Source organism: Acinetobacter sp. WCHAc060006, assembly GCF_004209135.1.
GTDB classification, from domain to species: Bacteria; Pseudomonadota; Gammaproteobacteria; order Pseudomonadales; family Moraxellaceae; genus Acinetobacter; species Acinetobacter cumulans.
In genome coordinates this window covers 14,623-33,653 of the sequence record NZ_SGSS01000012.1, presented here as the reverse complement: position 1 = coordinate 33,653, position 19,031 = coordinate 14,623, and the positions used below count along the sequence as shown (strand labels likewise).

The following is a 19,031-nucleotide window of genomic DNA, read 5'->3' as shown; positions in this document are numbered from 1 at the left end:
CACTTGTGTGACTAGATAAGCACCTATATTAGGAATATTTAACCTTTTTAAACTCAGTGTTCTGAATCCTTTGGTATATTTTCAATAATGCAATGATGAATATCATCGTGATTGTTGAGTGATGTTTCAGCCTGAATAGTGACATGCTCAATACCTAGATTTTGTATGACATTCTCCAGATCATGTAAGAGTATCTGCACTTCCTGCATACTCATTTCTTCACTCACAACAATATGGCAGGATAAAATATAACGTTTACTTGTCAGACTCCATATATGTAAATCATGTACACCCTGAATTCGCTGGCCTTGAAGAATGGTTTCTTTGATTTCTGCCAAGTCAAATTTTTCTGGTGTACCCTGCATTAAAACATGCGAAGCCTTTACTACAACTGAATATCCACTGCGAAGAACAAGTATTGCAACTAGAACACTGGCTAAAGTATCTGCCCAGGCCCATCCAAAGAAGTAGATACATAGCGCAGCAGCAATTGCGCCAATAGAACCTAACAAATCACTGAGTACATGCAGGTAAGCACCTCGCATATTCAAGTCGTGTTCGGTATCACTACCTTTAAAAATCATTACTGCAACAATGATATTAATCAGCAATCCAATACTAGCAACGATCAACATCCCTTGTACTTCAATATGTTGTGGTTGCTGAAACCGTAGAATTGCCTCAATAAAGATATACAGTGCGATACCAACCAGTGTAATACCATTCAATGCAGCAGCCAGTATTTCAAAGCGTTGATAGCCGTATGTTTTATTTTTGGTAATCTGTTTTTGACCGATGAAGACTGCTGCAAGTGCAATACCAAGTGCAACAGAGTCACTCAGCATGTGACCGGCATCTGAAATCAAGGCCAAACTATTGGTAATAAAACCACCTATAAATTCCACTACCATAAAAATGGTAATCAGTAAAAAGCTTATGGTCAGAATTTTTTTATTACTTGGGATATGGCTGTGGTCATGATCGTGGTCGTGATCATGACCACCATGACCATGATGGTGTCCTGAGTGATCATGGTTGTGCTTATGGGTGTTACCATGACTATGCTTATGCCCAGAATGATCATGGTTATGATCATGTTCAGAGTGGTTATGTTTGTGATCTTGTGTATGGTTGTGCGAAGACATTTTATAGCACTCCTGATTATGGCTCTAACTGACTACGCAATGGATGATTGTTGTAGTAATCACCGATGTATATAATCTTATTATTTTTAACCTCAAAAAATGAAGCACCTTTAAAAGTGATTACTTTTGCGTCTTTTTTACCAGACTGGTCTTTTTTATTGAGGGTTCCCTGAAGCTGCCATTCGACAGCAACCTTATCACCAACAATGAGTGGCGGGGATGTAAGCGTCATCTTCCGATCAGGAATGACTGTTAATAAAAACTTGGGTACCTCAATTACAGATGCTGTACCTTTACGGTTTTCTTCATTACTTGTATTGAAATACTCAACATTCGTGTCAAGAACTTTAGTCAGGTCATCTGGCTGCGTACCATTCCAGATATTAAGATAGCTCTCCACGGTTTCCAAAGCTGTATTGATCGGTGCTTTTGCATGCGAAATTGAAGCTAATCCTAACGTCATAAGAATGAGTAAGAATGTCATGAAAAAAGGCTTTGATTTTTTCCCTTGACCATCAACATCTTGCTTCAATTGATTGATATAAATAGTGTTCATCATATTCACCTTAGACTTGAATAAGTTCATCCACAATCCGTTCGGCGTCTTCCCTGGTATTGACGATTTCATAAGGAATGCCAAATGCCTTTACAGCCATTTCCGTCATCTTTCTGATGGCAACTCTTTTTTCCTGATCAGGTTCAATGCAGATAATTGCCTTACATAACTGATTAAGTTCATCTTTATGGTTTTTAAGCCAAAGACCACGTTGTTTAAAGTCTTCAGGTGTTTCTTGCATTGATAATTGATCATAAACAATCACAAACGGACTGCTCATTTCCAAGAATTCCTGCATTTCCAACTGCCATTGAGGTGAATAACCTGGAACTGCCTGATCTTGCTTAAACTCAACAAATGGGAAGTTTTCTATATCATGGATAATAAATTTCATTTATATGACCTCATATTCTGTTTCATCTTGTCAGGAATTCATCTCTTTCCATCAAAAGATGAACTCCATCGATGTGCTATTTCAAAGATTTACGTTCAATCTGTACGGTATGTTCATTCCAGCCTCCACCTAATGCCTTGTAGAGGTTGACCTGATTATTCAGGCGTTCCAGGCGGGTCTGTATAAGTGCCTGCTGAGATGCGTACAGTGTTCGTTGTGAGTCGAGGACTGCGAGATAATTATCTTCACCAGCATCAAAACGTAAGGTTGCCAACTTATGAGCATCCTGGCTGGCCGCAATCATTTGCTGCTGCGATTTGATCTGTTCATCTAGCGTAGATTTGCCAGCCAGCCCATCAGCAACTTCACGAAAAGCTGTTTGAATAGATTTGTCATAGTTGATGACTTCAATCTGCTTCATGATATGTGAGCGATCCAGATTTGCCTGATTTAAACCTGCACTAAATATGGGCAAGTTAATCTTGGGCATAAAACTCCATGCACCTGTACCTGCATTAAATAGATTATCCAGACTGGAACTTGCCGTACCCGCCGAACCCGTTAGGGTAATGGATGGAAAAAATGCTGCACGGGCTGCTCCAATGTTTGCATTCGCAGCCTGAAGCTTATGTTCTGCGGCACGAATGTCTGGACGACGTTGAAGTAGATCCGATGGTAAACCAACTGGTATATCCTGTATGACAACCTGATCAGGAATTTTTGGGGACTGGTCCAATTGGACCGCAAGTTCCTGTGTTAATGGCGAACCCAGAAGTAACACCAGAGCATTACGATCCTGTGCAGTAATACGCAAGAATTTTGCATAATTGATTTGTGCTGTGCGCAGTCCTATTTCAGCTTGACGTAAGTCAAATCGGGTTGCATTACCAACATCAACAAGTTTCCTGGTCAAGTCATAGGATTTCTGCTGTGTCGCCAAAGTCGCCTTGGTTAAACCTAACGTTTCCTGATCGGCCTTATAGACCAGATAAGCATTAGCAACTGCGGATACCAGACTTAACTGTGATGCTGTCTGGACCTCTTTAGAAGCCAAATAGTTCTGTAAAGCCTGATCACTCAGACTGCGTACTCGGCCCCATAAATCGATTTCCCATGCGACCGAAGTAACACCAACCTGATACATGCGGGGGTTATAAGCAAGATCAGACGGTAAACGCTGACTGGCTGACTCTGCGGTAACACTCACATGTGGTAAACGGTCAGCACGACGAATACGATACTGTGCTTCTATCGCCTCAACATTTAAAGCTGTCACCTTAAAATCATGATTGTTTTTCAATGCATGATCGATGAGTTGGAGCAAGACAGGATCGGTATAAAAGTCACGCCAGCCAATATCGGCTGCGACTGTTTGCTTTCCATTGTTCACTTGCAGCCCTGGATAAGCCTCTCCTGTTGGATAGTGTTCCGACACAGGAGAGACAGGTCGCTCATATATGGGTGCCATTGAACATCCTGCAAGAATAGTGGCAGTGGTTAGTACACTCATTTTCTTGAGGAAGGTGTATCGGTTTAAATGAAGTGTTAAATTTTTCATTTTGAACCCTCCTGTACCAGTGCTTTGGCCTGTTCTCTACGCAGAATAAAATTACGAATGACGACATAGAAAATGGGTGTAAACAGCAAACCAAAGATTGTCACGCCCAGCATTCCAGAGAAAACAGCGATACCCATGGCATGACGCATTTCTGCACCAGCACCTGTGGCTAATACCAGTGGTATCACACCAGCAATAAATGCAATTGAGGTCATTAGAATCGGGCGTAATCTTAATCGGGCTGCTTCAAGTACTGCATCAAAAGGATTCAAACCCTCATCCTCTTTGGCTCGGGCAAACTCCACAATTAAGATGGCATTTTTTGCAGCAAGTCCCACCAGAACAACAAAGCCAATCTGGGTAAAGATGTTGTTATCACTACCAGTTACCCAAACACCTACAATCGCAGATAACAAGGCCATTGGTGCAATAAGTAATACTGCAAAAGGCATTGACCAACTGTTGTATTGAGCTGCAAGGAAAAGGAACGCCAAAATAATTGCTAGAGCAAAAACCATGACCGCAGTATTGCCTGTATTCTTTTCCTGATAGACCAGATCGGTCCATTCATAGGTCATACCTTGTGGCAATGTTTCCTGCACAATTTTTTCAATTGCGGCAGTTGCCTGACCAGATGAATAACCTGATGCAGCGTTACCACTAATATCGGCTGATGGGAAACTGTTATAGTGCATAACACGATCAGGGCCAGAACTACGCTTAATCGTGACAAAGGTCGAAAGCGGAATCATGTCTCCCGCTGCATTTCTCACCTTTAACAGATTAATGTTCTCTGGTTGCATACGGAATGGGGAATCTGCCTGAGCAATTACACGATAAGTACGACCAAACCGATTAAAGTCATTGATATAGATTGACCCCAGATTGATTTGTAGTGTTTCAAAAATATCGGTCAGTGGTACACCTTGTGACTTCGCTTTTACACGGTCAATATCAACTTCAATCTGTGGAGCATTTGCCTGGAAACTCGCAAGCATACCGACAAGTTCAGGCGTCTGAGAGGCTTTCGCCATAATCTCGCCCTGTACACGTGCCAGTGTTTCAAAGCCTAAACCAGCCCGATCTTCAATTTGTAGCTTGAATCCGCCCATAGAACCTAAGCCAGGTACTGGTGGTGGTGGAAAGATGCCCGCAAATCCGTCAGGAATCTGACTGAATTTACCCATTAATTTTCCAGCAATTGCTCCTGCTGATAATGAGGGGTCCTGACGAGCCTCAAATGGATCAAGCATGGCAAACATCAAGGCAGAGTTTGGTACATTGACTGGACCACTTGGTGTAAAGCCTGGGAATGCCATGACGCTTTCCACACCAGGTTCATTCAGTGCAATTTCCGTCATCTGTTTAACTACAGCTTCTGTGCGGTCTAAAGATGCGCCTGTAGGTAACTGGGCGATACCAACTAGATAATACTTGTCCTGTGCAGGAACAAAGCCTTGCGGCACTTTGTTAAAACCTAACCAAGTTAGGCCAAGAAAACCTACATACAAAATCAGCATGATGGCACTTAAACGTACCCCCTTGCGGACTGCACCTACATATTTGTCCGATGCCTTATCAAAGAACCGATTGAATCCTCTAAAGAACCAACCAAATAAGCGTTCGGTTAAATCACGTTTTTTATTTCCAGCTTGATGTGGTTTAAGCAAGATACCTGCTAAAGCTGGTGAAAGTGTTAAAGAGTTGATTGCAGATAAGATGGTTGAAATCGCAATGGTCAAGGCAAATTGGCGATAGAACTCACCCTGCAATCCTGTAAGAAATGCCGATGGAATAAATACAGCAGATAAAACCGCAGTAATCGCGATAATTGGCCCTGTCACCTCAGACATTGCCTTACGGGCAGCTTCTTTTGGTGATTCGCCTAATGCAATATGCCGTTCTACGTTCTCCACCACCACAATTGCATCATCGACCACAATACCAATCGACAGTACCAGTCCAAATAAGGTCAATGTATTTAGGGAGAAGCCGAAATAATACATAATTGCAAACGTACCAATCAGTGAAACGGGAACGGCAATTAAAGGAATAATGGATGCACGCCATGTTTGCAGGAACAGGATGACAACAAGCACAACCAGTGCAATGGCTTCTAACAGAGTGGTAATGACTGATTTCAAAGAAGCTTTTACGAAAATATTTGGATCATAAGGAATTTTATAATCCACACCGTCAGGGAAGCTTTTCTTCAATTCTGCCATCGTTTCACGGACTTCACTTGAAACATCGAGTGCATTGGCACCTGGTGTCATAAAGATTTGTAAGGCAGATGTTGGCTTACCATCCAGTAAAGCTCGCATGGTATAAGCATCAGAACCCAGTTCAATTCGTGCAACATCTTTCAGGCGTGTGATTTGTCCAGTGTCACCAGCTTTAACCACGATTTCACTGAATTGCTCTTCAGTGGTTAAACGTCCCAGCGTATTAACAGTAACTTGATAGGCCGATGTTGTATTTGGTTGTTGACCAACAGAACCCGCAGCAACCTGCATGTTTTGTTCACGAATGGCTGCAACCACATCATTGGCGGTTAAACCACGGGCAGCCACTTTTTCAGGATCAATCCAGACACGCATCGAATATTCACCAGCACCACCAATCTCGATATTTCCAACACCTGGTAAACGTGCAAGCTCATCACGCACATTTAACAGTGCATAGTTGGACAAATATAGTGGATCATGATTCTTGTTGGATGACACCAAATTGATGACCATGAGAATATCGGGTGAGGTTTTTTCAGTGACCACACCAATGCGTTGAACTTCTTCAGGTAAGCGTGGCAATGCACGAGAAACCCTGTTTTGTACCTGTATCTGTGCTTTATCAGGGTCTGTACCCTGTTTAAAGGTGACGGTCAGTACCATCTTGCCATCGGCTGCGGTTTGAGAACTCATATACAACATGTTCTCAACACCGTTCACGGCTTGTTCCAGAGGGGAGGAAACCGTCTCGGCAATGATTTTGGGGTTGGCACCAGGATAACTTGCCATGACCTGTACAGTCGGTGGTGTAATGGCTGGATATTCACTCAATGGCAGTTTAAACAGTGATAAAGCACCGAGAATGACGATCAGCACAGAGATCACGACCGCAAATATTGGCCGATTAACAAAGAAATGAGGGAAATTCTTCATGGCTTATTTCCCCTGTGCGGCACTTTCAGTCGGAGTAGGCGTTTGCATTGGAACGATATTTGGCTTGACCTGCATTCCTGGGCGAACCAGCCCTTTAATAATGACTTTATCGCCAGTTTGCAGACCACTGCTAATAATCCGCAATCCATCAACGACCGAGCCAAGTGTTACAGGCCTAAATTCAACCGTATTATTCGAACCAAGAACCAGAACAAAATTATTGCCCTGATCTGTACCCACCGCCTGATCATCTATCAGAATGGTGGACTGTTTATTTCCAGTGGTCAGCTTAACTCTGGCAAACATACCTGGTGCTAATTCACCTGAATCATTGGTAATAGATGCCCTAACCCGTAGCGTCCCTGTACGCTGGTCAATTTGAGTACTTACAAAGTTTAATTTCCCTGTATAAGGATAAGTTTCTGTATTTGCCAATCCCATTTCGATTGGCAAGTTGAATTGTCCAGATTTATTTTGTCCCTTTAGATTGAGAAAGGTTTTTTCATCAAGGTCAAAATAAACATACAGCGGATTGACTGAAACGATGGTGGTTAAGGCTGTGGCATTGCCTGTATTTCCACCTGCAATCAAGTTACCACTGGTGACAAGAACACGGTCAATACGTCCTGAAATCGGTGCTGTAATATTGGTATAAGATAAATCCAGCTTCGCTGCACTGACGGCTGCCTGAGCCTCCTGTACTTGAGCCTGACGGTTATTTTTGGTTGCCAGTGCATCGTCATAAACCTTATTGGAGACGGCACCACTTTCGACCAGTTTATTTGCCCGGTTAAAATCCAGAACAGCCTGGCTATACTGAACCTCTGCTGCTTTCAGTCGTGCCTGGGCTGTCTTCAGAGCAACCTGAAAAGGTGCAGGATCAATTTTAAATAATACCTGTCCCTTACGAACATAACTGCCCTCAGGAACACTAACACTATTAATGACACCACCGACTCGGGACTTGATTTCAACGCTTTGTGGTGCCGATAAGTAGCCTGTATATTCGGCAGTTGGATTAAGTTCTTGTGTAATTACTTCCGCAACTGGAACCTGAGGAATAGGCATTTGAGCTGAACTAGCTTGTTGCTTGGGTTGATCCGATATATTTTTTGCTGTGTACAGCAGACCACCTGAGATAGCAATCACTACTGCTACAGCAACCGCTGTCATTCGTTTTTTCATGATATTCACCTTTTATGCAAAGCTACATCACTCTGGATAGGTTTCTGTAGCAGTTGCACACATGCTAATGTTTCCAATAATTGGAAGGTCAATAGGGTGATCTGAATAGATTATACAAATGAACATATATTTATATGAATTATTAAAAAGTGAATTTCTATAAGTTTAATAGTCCGTTTTTTCAGCTTTATAAAACATACCTCCGTCTATGGAAATTAAATTCATGCAATATCCCTCCAGTATTAGACTGTCAAATTATTCATTTTATCCTAAGTAGAAATTTCTCTTAGAATAAGTAAAAACAGTATTACTTTAGAAAATTTGATTCCCTATTAGCTCAAAAATGGCACATGCCATTGATTATATTAAAATTAATAAATTAAATTTGACAATTTTTACATATGAACATATATTCATATGTAAAAATATATACATGTTAGGTTTTTATACATGAGTAATCAACGCGATCACAATCATAAATGTCATGATCATTCGCATGAAGGTCATGATCATTCGCATGAAGGTCATGATCATTCACATGTTCCTGATGTGAGTAACGGAAACGAAAGAAAAATTCTGATTTCGTTTTTTATCATTTTCGGGTTCATGCTTGTAGAAGCCACTGGAGGAATCATCTCTGGTTCACTCGCACTTCTGGCTGATGCAGGGCATATGCTTACAGATGCCGTTGCCTTAGGTTTAGCTTATGCTGCCTTTCGTTTCGGTCGCCGCATTGCAGATAATTCAAAAACATTTGGATACATGCGATTCGAAGTTATTGCTGGCTTAATGAATTCTCTTACATTATTCGCAATCGTTGGATGGATTATTTATGAGGCTATTGAACGCTTTCAATCACCTCAACCTGTCATGGCAGGACCGATGTTTATCGTTGCTATTATAGGTATGCTCGTTAACTTATTTGTTTTATGGTACTTAACAAGAGGCGATACAGAACATGTCAATGTTAAAGGAGCTATTCTCCATGTAATGGGCGATTTACTCGGCTCTGTTGGAGCAATTATTGCTGCCATAGTGATTTGGTACACAGGCTGGACTCCTATCGATCCAATTTTATCTGTTCTAGTTTCTTTACTTGTACTACGCAGCGCATGGTCTTTATTTAAACGTACTCTTCATATTTTACTTGAGGGTGCTCCTGAGAATGCTAATGCCCAAGAGATCACTGAATATCTTTTGAAAAATGTAAGTGGTATTGAAAAAATTACCCATATACATATTTGGATGATTACATCAGGTAGATCTATGGCAACGTTGCATGTCAAACCCAAAGATGGAGTTGACCTCGCGACATTAACTCTCAACATTGAGAATGAGCTAAAATCCAAATTTTCTATTGAACATCCAACTATAGCCATTGATTGGCAAGGCAATAGTACTTGTAGCTTAGAAAACCCAACTCAAATTGATCCACACGCTGGACATAATCACTAACCTTAAATCTTTATTGTTATTCACTGATGAGGAGACTTTAATGTCTGATAAATACTACAATTTAGGAGATTACCAGCGTCAAATAACTACGTCATCTCCTGATACTCAACTTTGGTTTGATCGTGGCTTATTATGGACATATTGTTTCAATCCGAGTGAAGCCATAAATTGTTTTAAGAAAGCTCTAGAACATGATGCAAAATGCGCAATGGCTTATTGGGGCATCGCCTTTGCATCTGGTCCAAATTACAATAAAGCTTGGCATTTATTTGATCCTTCAGACTTACAGAATACCATTCCATATATTAATGAAATTATGGAACAAGCAAAGTTAGCAGCGACTCATAATGCGACACAATTTGAGAAAGATTTAATTGATGCCCTTGCTCCACGCTTTCCAAAACACGTGACTATAGATGAACAAGACTTTCATGAGCTGAATTTTGCATATGCTCAAGCTATGAGATCATTTTATGAAAAATATTCTAATGATCTTGATGCAGCTGCAATGTTTGCAGATGCACTCATGTGCTTGAGCCCTCGTAAATTGTGGGATTTAGATACCGGTGAAGCCATAGGTTTAGGTACAGTTGAAGCTAGAAACGTGCTTGAAGTTGCTTTCACTAAACCTGGGGCAAATCGTCATCCTGTAATTAATCATCTCTATATACATTTAATGGAAATGTCACCTTATCCTGAAGTTGCATTGCCAGCTGCTGATAACCTTCGTAATTTATCACCTGATGGGTCACATTTAGCCCATATGTCCACACATATTGATAATGCATGCGGAGATTGGCGTCGAGTGGTTTATTCTAATCTTGATGCAATCGCAGCCGATGAAAGATATTTTTCTAGAGAAAAGAATCCAGGTGGTTGGAATATCTTGTATCGCGTTCATAATTTAATGGTAGGTGCTTATGGTGCAATGATGGCAGGTAAATCACAGGAAGCGTTATTTATGGCTCATCGTATCAATGACATTTTAACACCCGAAGTACTACATATCACTACACCGCCAATGGCTAATTTAACTGAAAGCCATTGCACAACACTACCACATGTTATGATTAGATTTGGCATGTGGGAAGATATTCTGAAACTTGAGCTACCTAAAGATAAAGGTCTATATAGTTCCACAACCGCAATGATTCACTACGCAAAAGGCATAGCATTTGCTTCATTAAGAAGAGTTAAAGAGGCCGAAAAAGAAAGAGAGTCTTTTATAAAAGCAGTAGCTAATGTATCAGAAGAGCGCTTTAACTCTATACCTGTTAAAGAGGTCGAAGCTTTAAAAATTGCTGCCAAAATGATTCATGGCGAAATTGAGTATCGTAAAGGTAATACGAAAGAAGCATTCGCAATCTTGCGAGAAGGCATTAAATTAGAAGATGCTCTTCCTTATTGTGATCCTCCAGCTTGGTTACAACCAGTTCGGCATGCATTCTGCGCACTTAATATGGAACAAGGAAACTTTGAAGTAGCAGCCCAAGAATATCGGATTGAACTGGGGCTAGAAGGTGACCTTGGACGTCGCCGAATTCGCCCTAACAATGTATGGAGTCTTCATGGACTTTATGAGTGTTTAGCAAAACTAGGTCTAGAGAAAGAAGCTCGAGATATTTCGCTGCAACGTGATATAGCACTTGCCTCGGCTGATATTAATATTGAAGCATCCTGTTTCTGCCGATTAAGTGCATTTGAAGATAACACTACAAGTTGCTGTTAAAAACAGATAGCACTTTCCTCAAATAGATATCAAGGCATATAGCTAGACATTTCTTAATTATATGCCCTTGATCTTAACTTTTTGTAGATGATACTGATAACTTAAATAAATGCATGATATATTTCTTGTTTAGAGTAATAAAAATAAAGAATTCCTATAACCCTCTTTCCCCTTAAAGTTATTTAATTTAGATATTTTTGCAATACATTACGTACTACTATAAATTAGTGCTCCTCACTAATATGACTTGCCATATCTAATAAAACCTGACTAACATGTAAATCATCAATCTCATAAAATACTTGTTTAGATTGTCTTTCGCCTTTGACTAAACGAGCTGAACGCAATAAACGAAGATTATGACTGACTAAAGATTGGGATAAATCAAGAGCATCACTGATTTCACCTACTGAACTAGGCCCCCGCATACAAAAAAGTAGAATTTTAAGTCGTGAAGCATCACCTAATAGCCGAAATGTTTCAGCTAAAGACATAATCTCATCTTGAGATAATGGTATCGGGTGATTATTAAAATTCATACTAATACTTAAATTCCTATTATTTAGAAAATATATATGTTTACATATTCTACCCTTGACCTTCCCATAATGGCAAGGTTTATGCTCTTAATAATTGGGTAAGCACTATAGGTATATCTTATGGGAAAGGCAACAGATAAGCTTTCTAATAATATGAAAGTTACATTAAAAATTGAAGGGATGACATGTGCCAGCTGTGTTGGGCGTGTTGAAACAGCACTCAAAAAAGTTGATGGTGTACAGTCTGCCTCGGTCAATCTAGCGACAGAACGTGCAGATATTGTACTTGATCAGCCTGTGGATCGTCAGGTACTGGTTCATGCCATTGAACAATCAGGTTATGACGTGCCCGCAAATAATATTGAATTATCAATTAAAGGCATGACCTGTGCTAGTTGTGTAGGTCGTGTCGAAAAAGCCCTTAAAGCCGTTGCAGGTGTAAAAGAGGCCAATGTCAATCTTGCGACTGAGCGTGCAACGGTCAGTGGTTCAGCAAATGTCGATGACTTGATTACCGCAATTGATAAAGCTGGTTACGATGCCACAGAAATTCAAGCTTCTATTCCTGACCAGACAGAGCTGCTTGAGAAAAAAGATCAAGAACGTGCTGAACTTAAGCGTGATTTGATTCTTGCAACCCTATTGGCTTTGCCTGTATTTATTTTGGAAATGGGATCTCACCTTATCCCTGGTGTTCATCAACTGATTGATCAAACTATTGGGATGCAGAATAGCTGGTATTTACAATTCATCCTGACCACGTTGGTTTTAGTTATTCCAGGACGAAGATTCTATCTAAAAGGTTTGCCTGCATTACTCCGTTTAGCACCTGATATGAACTCGCTGGTTGCGGTTGGTACATTAGCAGCTTACCTATTTTCTATTGTTGCCACATTCATACCCAACATCCTTCCCACAGGAACGGTAAATGTATATTACGAAGCTGCTGCGGTGATTGTGGCATTAATCTTACTGGGTCGTTTTCTTGAAGCAAAAGCCAAAGGGCGAACATCTGAAGCAATCCAGCGTTTAGTCAGCTTACAGGCCAAAACTGCCCATGTTTTACGCGATGGCCAAATGGTAGATATTGCACTAGACCAAGTGGTTGCAGATGACATTATCATTGTGAAACCAGGTGAAAGAATCCCTGTCGATGGTCAAGTCACTGATGGAAAAAGTTTTGTTGATGAATCCATGATTACGGGTGAACCAATCCCTGTTGAGAAAGGCATCGGCAGTGATGTGGTAGGCGGCACCATTAACCAGAATGGCACGTTGACCTTTACCGCTGTGGCGGTGGGTGGCGAAACTATGCTGGCTCAAATCATTCGTTTGGTTGAGCAAGCACAGGGTTCTAAAATGCCGATTCAAGCTGTGGTGGATAAAGTTACCTTATGGTTTGTCCCTGCGGTGATGATTGCCGCAGTACTTACATTCCTAGTCTGGCTTATTTTTGGTCCATCACCAGCCTTAACCTTTGCGTTGGTTAATGCTGTGGCAGTGCTGATCATTGCCTGCCCGTGTGCAATGGGATTAGCGACACCAACCTCAATTATGGTGGGTACAGGTCGTGGTGCAGAGTTAGGAGTGTTGTTCCGTAAAGGTGAAGCCTTACAACTGTTAAAGGATGCCAAAGTTGTTGCAGTCGATAAAACAGGGACATTAACAGAGGGTCATCCCGTACTGACTGACTTTGAAGTGACCCAATTCTTTGAGCGTGATTATGTCCTAGGCATGGTTGCGGCTGTTGAATCCCGTTCTGAACATCCGATTGCTAAAGCAATTGTTGATGCGGCAAAAAGTGAAAACCTGACTTTACCTAAAGTTGATACGTTTGATTCAGTCACAGGCATGGGTGTCTGTGCAACCATCAATGGTAATGAAGAAATCAATATTGGTGCAGACCGTTATATGGTTCAACTTGGTATTGATGTTGCCCCATTTGCTGCCACAGCTCAGCGTCTGGGTGATGAGGGTAAATCACCACTTTATGTTGCTGTCGATGGTGAACTAGCAGGAATTATTGCAGTTGCTGACCCAATCAAAACCACAACGCCAGCAGCGATTAAGGCTCTACACCAATTAGGTCTTAAGGTAGCAATGGTGACGGGTGACAATGCTCGTACTGCTCGGGCAATTGCCAAACAATTGGGTATTGATGAAGTGATTGCTGAAGTTCTACCAGAGGGTAAAGTCAGTGCGGTTAAAGAGCTAAAAGCAAAATACGGCAATATCGCTTTTGTGGGTGATGGGATTAACGATGCACCCGCTTTGGCTGAAGCTGATGTCGGACTTGCGATTGGTACAGGTACAGATGTTGCAATTGAATCTGCCGATGTCGTATTAATGTCAGGAAACTTACAAGGTGTTGCCAATGCGATTGCCTTGTCCAAAGCAACGATTGGTAATATTCACCAGAACTTATTCTGGGCATTTGCCTATAATACTATGTTGATTCCTGTTGCTGCTGGTATATTGTACCCAGCCTATGGAATACTGATGTCCCCAATCTTTGCAGCAGGTGCAATGGCTTTGTCCAGTGTATTTGTGCTCGGCAATGCATTACGTTTACGTCGATTCCAGCCACCATCCGTCAGTCAGGGCTAAGGAGGATATGATGAACATTGGTAAAGTCTCTAAAGCTTCAGGGGTTACCGCAAAGATGATTCGTTATTACGAGCAGATTGGTCTGATTCCCGCTGCGGGACGTAATAATGCAGGATATCGCTCTTACTCAGCAAATGATGTTGAACGTTTAAAGTTTATCAAGCGAAGTCGTGAACTTGGTTTTTCAGTAGCGGAAATATCAGACCTACTTGATTTATGGAATGATCGCAGTAGACAAAGTGCTGATGTCAAACGTCTGGCTCAGGATCACATTGAGAAGCTGGAAGAACGTATCCATGACCTACAGCAAATGGAAAATATCCTCAAGGACTTAATCGACTGTTGTGCTGGTGACAATAGACCTGATTGTCCGATCCTTGAGGGATTGCAAGAACCTAGTAACGAAATAAAAGATGTTCACCATCATAACGATCTGCTTTCTGTTTCGCCTTTAAACCGAAGGAAATAGTAAAAAAACAAGGGTAAACTAATTTACCCTTGTTTTTTATTAATGTTTAGAACATGTTAGGGTTCTAGAATTTACTATATAAAAATATATTGATATATTTTTACTTGAGACATTAAGTTTCTTGAGAATTTTAAATAACTTTTATATATCTGTATTGATTTAACTACTTGACATCTGAGTTTTAATTTTTTGGATTTTTTCATATAACCATATATATTTTTTTAGAATACTTGGAGCAGTATCTGGTTTTAAATAAGGCTCAATAAAGCTCTCAATATGAGCAATAAAGTTAACATAGTTTTCAGGATTGTCCATTTCACCTGCAAATTTTTCTAAATAGTCTACATAATAATGTCCATCATTATCTTTAGTGAGTAAACCCTTGGGTTTAAATGTATAGTTTTTTTCATTTTCTAGATCGTAGATTCTTTCCTGATCATCAGTTGCTCTTACTTCAGCTAACCATTGTTCATAATCAGCCTCAATTTTATCATGTAAAATAATACGAGGAAATTCAGCAACCTTACTTTCAAGCTCGTAGGCTTCTACCATTGCAGGACCAAAAACCATGTTCTCATCATGATAAATTTCGCCTATGGTCAGTGCACCTCGTAATAATATATTGTGTTGCCATACTAGTATAGCTTGCAACCAAATAAGTGGTATCAAAGAAAAAAACAAATTATTGGTTTGACGTACTGGAAATGAAAAGACAATACAATCTGAAAAAGTAGAGTATTTGACTTGTTGGATTTGATCAGGATGATAGTGTTGTTTCAGTAAATCACCAATTAAATCAAAAGCCTCCTTGATATTATTAATTTTATCTTGATTATTTGGTAGTTCAGTTTCATCAATTATTGCTTTGAAACCTAATATGTCAATAAACGCAACTATGCGTTGTTCATATTATATAATACTCATCAAAAACCCCTTAAAAAATATCTATTTTAACTTAGTTTTACTAAATTGGATAAATTAATAAAGCTTGTTATTTTGTTAGCGATTCTATAATTATTAGTCATATTTGAAACAGTTGCTATTGTATACACGGAAAAATATGGGACAGCCACAATATAAAATTAATATTAGATAAAATCCATTACAAGAGTAGAGCACTATTGCAAATTAACTACAAGTAGATTTCTTTTACTTTAGTAATAAAGCGACTCCTTTGAGTCGCTTTATTATTTTGTTCACTCTTAGCGAGGAGGAAAACCAGCCTCTGTTAAAGCCTCAACCACTTGTTGCTGTGTTGCAGTTGTTTCAACTTTCACACTGCGACTTGGCGGATCAGTAATTACCTTTGCATTAGCATCAACCGCTTGAATTGCTCTGGTGACACCTCGTGCACAACCACCACAGGTCATACCTTCAACATGAAATTCCATATTTAACTCCACTATTATTCAGAATATATTTAATATAAACCTTATCATTATTGTAAGGTCAAGCATTAATATTAAAGTATCAATGTCCCTCAGAGACATAATTGATAGTGTACTTAGGTATTTCTACCTCCAAGTTTTCATCTTGGACTTTAACTTGGCAAGATAGTCTTGATTCGGCCGTGAGCCCCCAAGCACGGTCCAGTAAGTCCGCCTCTACATCATCCATTTCTTCTAAACTGTCGAACCCTTTTTTCAGGACAATATGGCATGTTGTACATGCACCTGATAAATCGCAGGCATGTTCGATGGGAATGCCATGATCCAATAAACTTCGACATAAATTACTTCCACTTTCAATTTCAAGTTCCGCACCCTGTGGACAAATCTTTTCATGCGGAAGAACTATAATTTTTGGCATATAACATAATCCTCAATTCATTAAATTTATAGATAAAACAAGGGGCTTTTAAAAGCCCCTCATTTAAAAGAACATCGAATAGAGAAGTATCTACTTATGTTTACTTAACCATTCATTCATCATCTTGATTTCTGATTCCTGGGCAGAGGTAACATCTTCAGCAAGCTGACGCACTTCTGGATCAGAACCGTATTGAAGAACTACTTTAGCCATATCAATTGCACCTTGATGATGAGGAATCATGCCTCTCATGAAATCAACATCAGCATTTCCTGTAAATGGAACCATCATATCTGCATGCATTTCATCATTGACCTTAATGTATGCTTGAGTTGATGGGCTATCTTCATTTTTGCTGTCAGAATGATTTTTGTTTTTTGCCAACCATTCATTCATCATCTTGATTTCTGATTCCTGGGCAGAGATAACATCTTCAGCAAGCTGACGCACTTTTGGATCAGAGCCATATTGAAGAACTACTTTTGCCATATCAACCGCACCCTGATGGTGAGGAATCATACCCAACATAAAGTCAGTATCTGCATTTCCCGTGAAATCAATACCCATTCCGCTGTGCATACGAGTATTTACTTCCATATAGGCATTTGTAGATGGATTATCTGTTTTAGCTGAACCATTCATATCATGGTGCATTGAATGGCTTTCATGTTTATTCTCACTCATTGAATTATCCTTTGGAGCGTCAGAAGAGGAACACCCCGCACTAAATACAATCGCACCGACCATTAACATTGGAACAAAGCGTTTCATGGAGCTATCCTCTTACTACAATTATGAAAAAATAATGGGTAATAAGCTCGGAAGTTATTCTTTCCTATCTGGTACATCATTACCCTTGATGTAGTAACTCTATTCTTTCCAATTATGGTAAGGTCAACACCTAATCAAATAAAAAATTAAAATACTTAAAAACAAATACTTAACAACAATTGACTCAGTAGTACGTCACAATAATCAATAGAATTAAATAAATCACCTCCAATCAAAAATAATATTTTTATATAAAAATCAATTTGATATGTTTCTTCATGGTTTCACAATTATTTATTTTACTATTGGATGCACTACAAAAGACTACAAACATTCTCAAACTTTATACTTAAAAAATTGGTGGTGTTTCAAAAAGTATGCTGAAAAAAACAATATGGCTTTTGATAAAATAGAGGTATGAAAATAACGCTACAAATCAAATGTCCTACCTGTCTAAGTAACAATATAAAGAGAAATGGCATCAAAGTAGATGGGAAACAAAACCATCAGTGCAAAGATTGCAAACGTCAATTTATTGGTGATCATGCATTAAGCTATCAAGGGTGTAACTCAGGTATTACCGGCAAGATATTACATTTAATGGTCAGAGGAAGCGGTGTAAGAGATATTGCTGAAGTCGAGCGTATCAGCATTGGCAAGGTATTACGAACCTTAAGTGAATCGATCTATCAGATTCAGCCTAAACAAAGCCACTACGAATGTCTTGAAGTCGATGAACTTTGGACTTTTGTAGGGAATAAGAAAAATAAACAATGGCTTATTTATGCCTACCATCGAGAATCTGGAGAAATTGTTGCTTATGTTTGGGGTAAGCGGGATTTAGCAACGGTTCAACGTCTTAAAGCTAGACTTAAAAAGCTTGGGGTTCAATATGCTCGAATTGCGAGTGATGACTGGGATAGTTTTATCACAGCATTTCAATGTTGCAAGCAAGTGATCGGTAAGTTTTTTACCGTCGGTATTGAAGGTAACAATTGTAGAATTCGTCATCGAATCAGGCGTGGATTTAGGAGAAGTTGCAACTTTTCTAAAAAGCTCGAAAATCATTTTAAAGCCTTTGATTTGACTTTCTTTTACCTTAATAACGGATTTGTTTAACGCCAGCATACTTTTTGAAACACCACCTAGGATCGCTTGGTAAGGCTGTGTTAGCCGGATGCTTACTACGTAGATATAAAAAATGCCCATCATTCGGGCATTTTCTTTTTAATGGTTAGGCTTACCAAGGTCTAGGCTCTGGTGGGCGTGATGTGTATTCATTATCCATATTGTTTTCAGATTCATTGTCTTGGTCCAATTCTGGATCTGTTTGTTTGTAGCGGTTTTGGTAATCTTGCTGCTCAATTAAATCTTCTAGAGCCATTTCTTTAAAGTGACCAACAAGTAATGAACGTGTTTCTTCTTGGTATTCTGGTTCTTGCGCTAATTGACGTCCAATTTCATTCGGTAGTTTATTGTCGTAGATATATTTTAGGTTGGTTCGTTGTGTTTGTAGTGTAGGTTGTGGGTTAAACTCGTCAGTAAGGGAAACTACTTTAGCTTCACTAAAACTAGTGCCACAATTAAAAACGGCTCTGGTCGCGTCTTGAAGTATATCTTCTTCGTTCTGTATGTTTTCCATTTGGCTTAAAC

General features: G+C 39.7%; 17 protein-coding genes. 5 read left to right on the top strand and 12 right to left on the bottom strand.

Going from position 1 to position 19,031, the window contains the following annotated elements:
- Positions 1-53: 53 nt before the first annotated feature.
- From EXE29_RS08970 to EXE29_RS08945, 6 genes are all read right to left on the bottom strand, one after another.
- Positions 54-1,145 carry a cation diffusion facilitator family transporter gene (locus EXE29_RS08970; protein ID WP_023187984.1) on the bottom strand — a complete coding sequence of 364 codons (1,092 nt, stop codon included), beginning with the start codon at positions 1,143-1,145 and terminating at the stop codon, positions 54-56.
- Positions 1,146-1,161: 16 nt separating this feature from the next.
- Positions 1,162-1,701, bottom strand: coding sequence for a nuclear transport factor 2 family protein (locus EXE29_RS08965; protein ID WP_017396455.1), 540 nt, complete (start codon positions 1,699-1,701; stop codon positions 1,162-1,164).
- A gap of 10 nt (positions 1,702-1,711) precedes the next feature.
- Positions 1,712-2,095, bottom strand: coding sequence for a hypothetical protein (locus EXE29_RS08960; protein ID WP_008942232.1), 384 nt, complete (start codon positions 2,093-2,095; stop codon positions 1,712-1,714).
- Positions 2,096-2,171: 76 nt separating this feature from the next.
- Entirely contained in the window at positions 2,172-3,653 is a 1,482-nt protein-coding gene (locus tag EXE29_RS08955) for an efflux transporter outer membrane subunit (protein ID WP_120364228.1), read from the bottom strand.
- Positions 3,650-6,814: an efflux RND transporter permease subunit gene (locus EXE29_RS08950; protein WP_008942230.1), complete on the bottom strand. Its 3,165-nt coding sequence runs from the start codon at positions 6,812-6,814 to the stop codon at positions 3,650-3,652. Before EXE29_RS08950 ends, EXE29_RS08955 begins: the two co-directional genes overlap by 4 nt.
- A gap of 3 nt (positions 6,815-6,817) precedes the next feature.
- Positions 6,818-7,999, bottom strand: coding sequence for an efflux RND transporter periplasmic adaptor subunit (locus EXE29_RS08945; protein WP_023187985.1), 1,182 nt, complete (start codon positions 7,997-7,999; stop codon positions 6,818-6,820).
- A gap of 450 nt (positions 8,000-8,449) precedes the next feature.
- Here EXE29_RS08945 and EXE29_RS08940 point away from each other — a divergent pair, with 450 nt between their 5' ends.
- Positions 8,450-9,454, top strand: a complete 1,005-nt coding sequence (locus EXE29_RS08940) for a cation diffusion facilitator family transporter (RefSeq protein ID WP_023187986.1) — start codon at positions 8,450-8,452, stop codon at positions 9,452-9,454.
- 40 nt (positions 9,455-9,494) lie between these two features.
- Entirely contained in the window at positions 9,495-11,183 is a 1,689-nt protein-coding gene (locus tag EXE29_RS08935) for a hypothetical protein (protein ID WP_023187987.1), read from the top strand.
- Between the two features lie 224 nt (positions 11,184-11,407).
- Here the strand turns inward: EXE29_RS08935 and EXE29_RS08930 are convergent, their stop codons facing one another.
- A complete protein-coding gene (locus EXE29_RS08930; protein ID WP_086222489.1) occupies positions 11,408-11,677 on the bottom strand; it encodes an ArsR/SmtB family transcription factor in 270 nt (89 codons plus the stop codon).
- Positions 11,678-11,842: 165 nt separating this feature from the next.
- Between EXE29_RS08930 and EXE29_RS08925 the strand changes: the two genes are divergently transcribed.
- Together EXE29_RS08925 and cueR are read left to right on the top strand one after the other, a co-directional pair.
- A complete protein-coding gene (locus EXE29_RS08925; protein ID WP_087527710.1) occupies positions 11,843-14,329 on the top strand; it encodes a heavy metal translocating P-type ATPase in 2,487 nt (828 codons plus the stop codon).
- Between the two features lie 10 nt (positions 14,330-14,339).
- Positions 14,340-14,798 carry a Cu(I)-responsive transcriptional regulator gene (gene cueR / locus EXE29_RS08920; protein WP_087527711.1) on the top strand — a complete coding sequence of 153 codons (459 nt, stop codon included), beginning with the start codon at positions 14,340-14,342 and terminating at the stop codon, positions 14,796-14,798.
- Between the two features lie 159 nt (positions 14,799-14,957).
- Here the strand turns inward: cueR and EXE29_RS08915 are convergent, their stop codons facing one another.
- The 4 genes from EXE29_RS08915 to copM form a co-directional block, all read right to left on the bottom strand.
- The gene (locus tag EXE29_RS08915; RefSeq protein ID WP_087527712.1) at positions 14,958-15,368 is read right to left on the bottom strand and encodes a hypothetical protein; all 411 of its coding nucleotides are present in this window, start codon (positions 15,366-15,368) and stop codon (positions 14,958-14,960) included.
- 632 nt (positions 15,369-16,000) lie between these two features.
- A complete protein-coding gene (locus tag EXE29_RS08910) occupies positions 16,001-16,189 on the bottom strand; it encodes a heavy-metal-associated domain-containing protein (protein WP_087528920.1) in 189 nt (62 codons plus the stop codon).
- A 79-nt stretch (positions 16,190-16,268) separates the two neighbouring features.
- Entirely contained in the window at positions 16,269-16,607 is a 339-nt protein-coding gene (gene fdx, locus EXE29_RS08905) for an ISC system 2Fe-2S type ferredoxin (protein WP_087528921.1), read from the bottom strand.
- 90 nt (positions 16,608-16,697) lie between these two features.
- Positions 16,698-17,378: a CopM family metallochaperone gene (gene copM / locus EXE29_RS08900; protein ID WP_087528922.1), complete on the bottom strand. Its 681-nt coding sequence runs from the start codon at positions 17,376-17,378 to the stop codon at positions 16,698-16,700.
- 417 nt (positions 17,379-17,795) lie between these two features.
- Between copM and EXE29_RS08895 the strand changes: the two genes are divergently transcribed.
- Positions 17,796-18,497, top strand: coding sequence for an IS1 family transposase (locus EXE29_RS08895; protein ID WP_087528928.1), 702 nt, complete (start codon positions 17,796-17,798; stop codon positions 18,495-18,497).
- A 121-nt stretch (positions 18,498-18,618) separates the two neighbouring features.
- Here EXE29_RS08895 and EXE29_RS08890 read toward each other — a convergent pair whose 3' ends face one another.
- Positions 18,619-19,020, bottom strand: coding sequence for a hypothetical protein (locus EXE29_RS08890; protein WP_005028669.1), 402 nt, complete (start codon positions 19,018-19,020; stop codon positions 18,619-18,621).
- Positions 19,021-19,031 lie beyond the last annotated feature (11 nt).

Coding starts and splice junctions, on each gene's coding strand:
- EXE29_RS08970 (WP_023187984.1), bottom strand. CDS start 1,145: ATGTCTTCGCACAACCATACACAAGATCACAAACATAACCACTCTGAA.
- EXE29_RS08965 (WP_017396455.1), bottom strand. CDS start 1,701: ATGAACACTATTTATATCAATCAATTGAAGCAAGATGTTGATGGTCAA.
- EXE29_RS08960 (WP_008942232.1), bottom strand. CDS start 2,095: ATGAAATTTATTATCCATGATATAGAAAACTTCCCATTTGTTGAGTTT.
- EXE29_RS08955 (WP_120364228.1), bottom strand. CDS start 3,653: ATGAAAAATTTAACACTTCATTTAAACCGATACACCTTCCTCAAGAAA.
- EXE29_RS08950 (WP_008942230.1), bottom strand. CDS start 6,814: ATGAAGAATTTCCCTCATTTCTTTGTTAATCGGCCAATATTTGCGGTC.
- EXE29_RS08945 (WP_023187985.1), bottom strand. CDS start 7,999: ATGAAAAAACGAATGACAGCGGTTGCTGTAGCAGTAGTGATTGCTATC.
- EXE29_RS08940 (WP_023187986.1), top strand. CDS start 8,450: ATGAGTAATCAACGCGATCACAATCATAAATGTCATGATCATTCGCAT.
- EXE29_RS08935 (WP_023187987.1), top strand. CDS start 9,495: ATGTCTGATAAATACTACAATTTAGGAGATTACCAGCGTCAAATAACT.
- EXE29_RS08930 (WP_086222489.1), bottom strand. CDS start 11,677: ATGTCTTTAGCTGAAACATTTCGGCTATTAGGTGATGCTTCACGACTT.
- EXE29_RS08925 (WP_087527710.1), top strand. CDS start 11,843: ATGGGAAAGGCAACAGATAAGCTTTCTAATAATATGAAAGTTACATTA.
- cueR (WP_087527711.1), top strand. CDS start 14,340: ATGAACATTGGTAAAGTCTCTAAAGCTTCAGGGGTTACCGCAAAGATG.
- EXE29_RS08915 (WP_087527712.1), bottom strand. CDS start 15,368: ATGGTTTTTGGTCCTGCAATGGTAGAAGCCTACGAGCTTGAAAGTAAG.
- EXE29_RS08910 (WP_087528920.1), bottom strand. CDS start 16,189: ATGGAATTTCATGTTGAAGGTATGACCTGTGGTGGTTGTGCACGAGGT.
- fdx (WP_087528921.1), bottom strand. CDS start 16,607: ATGCCAAAAATTATAGTTCTTCCGCATGAAAAGATTTGTCCACAGGGT.
- copM (WP_087528922.1), bottom strand. CDS start 17,378: ATGAAACGCTTTGTTCCAATGTTAATGGTCGGTGCGATTGTATTTAGT.
- EXE29_RS08895 (WP_087528928.1), top strand. CDS start 17,796: ATGAAAATAACGCTACAAATCAAATGTCCTACCTGTCTAAGTAACAAT.
- EXE29_RS08890 (WP_005028669.1), bottom strand. CDS start 19,020: ATGGAAAACATACAGAACGAAGAAGATATACTTCAAGACGCGACCAGA.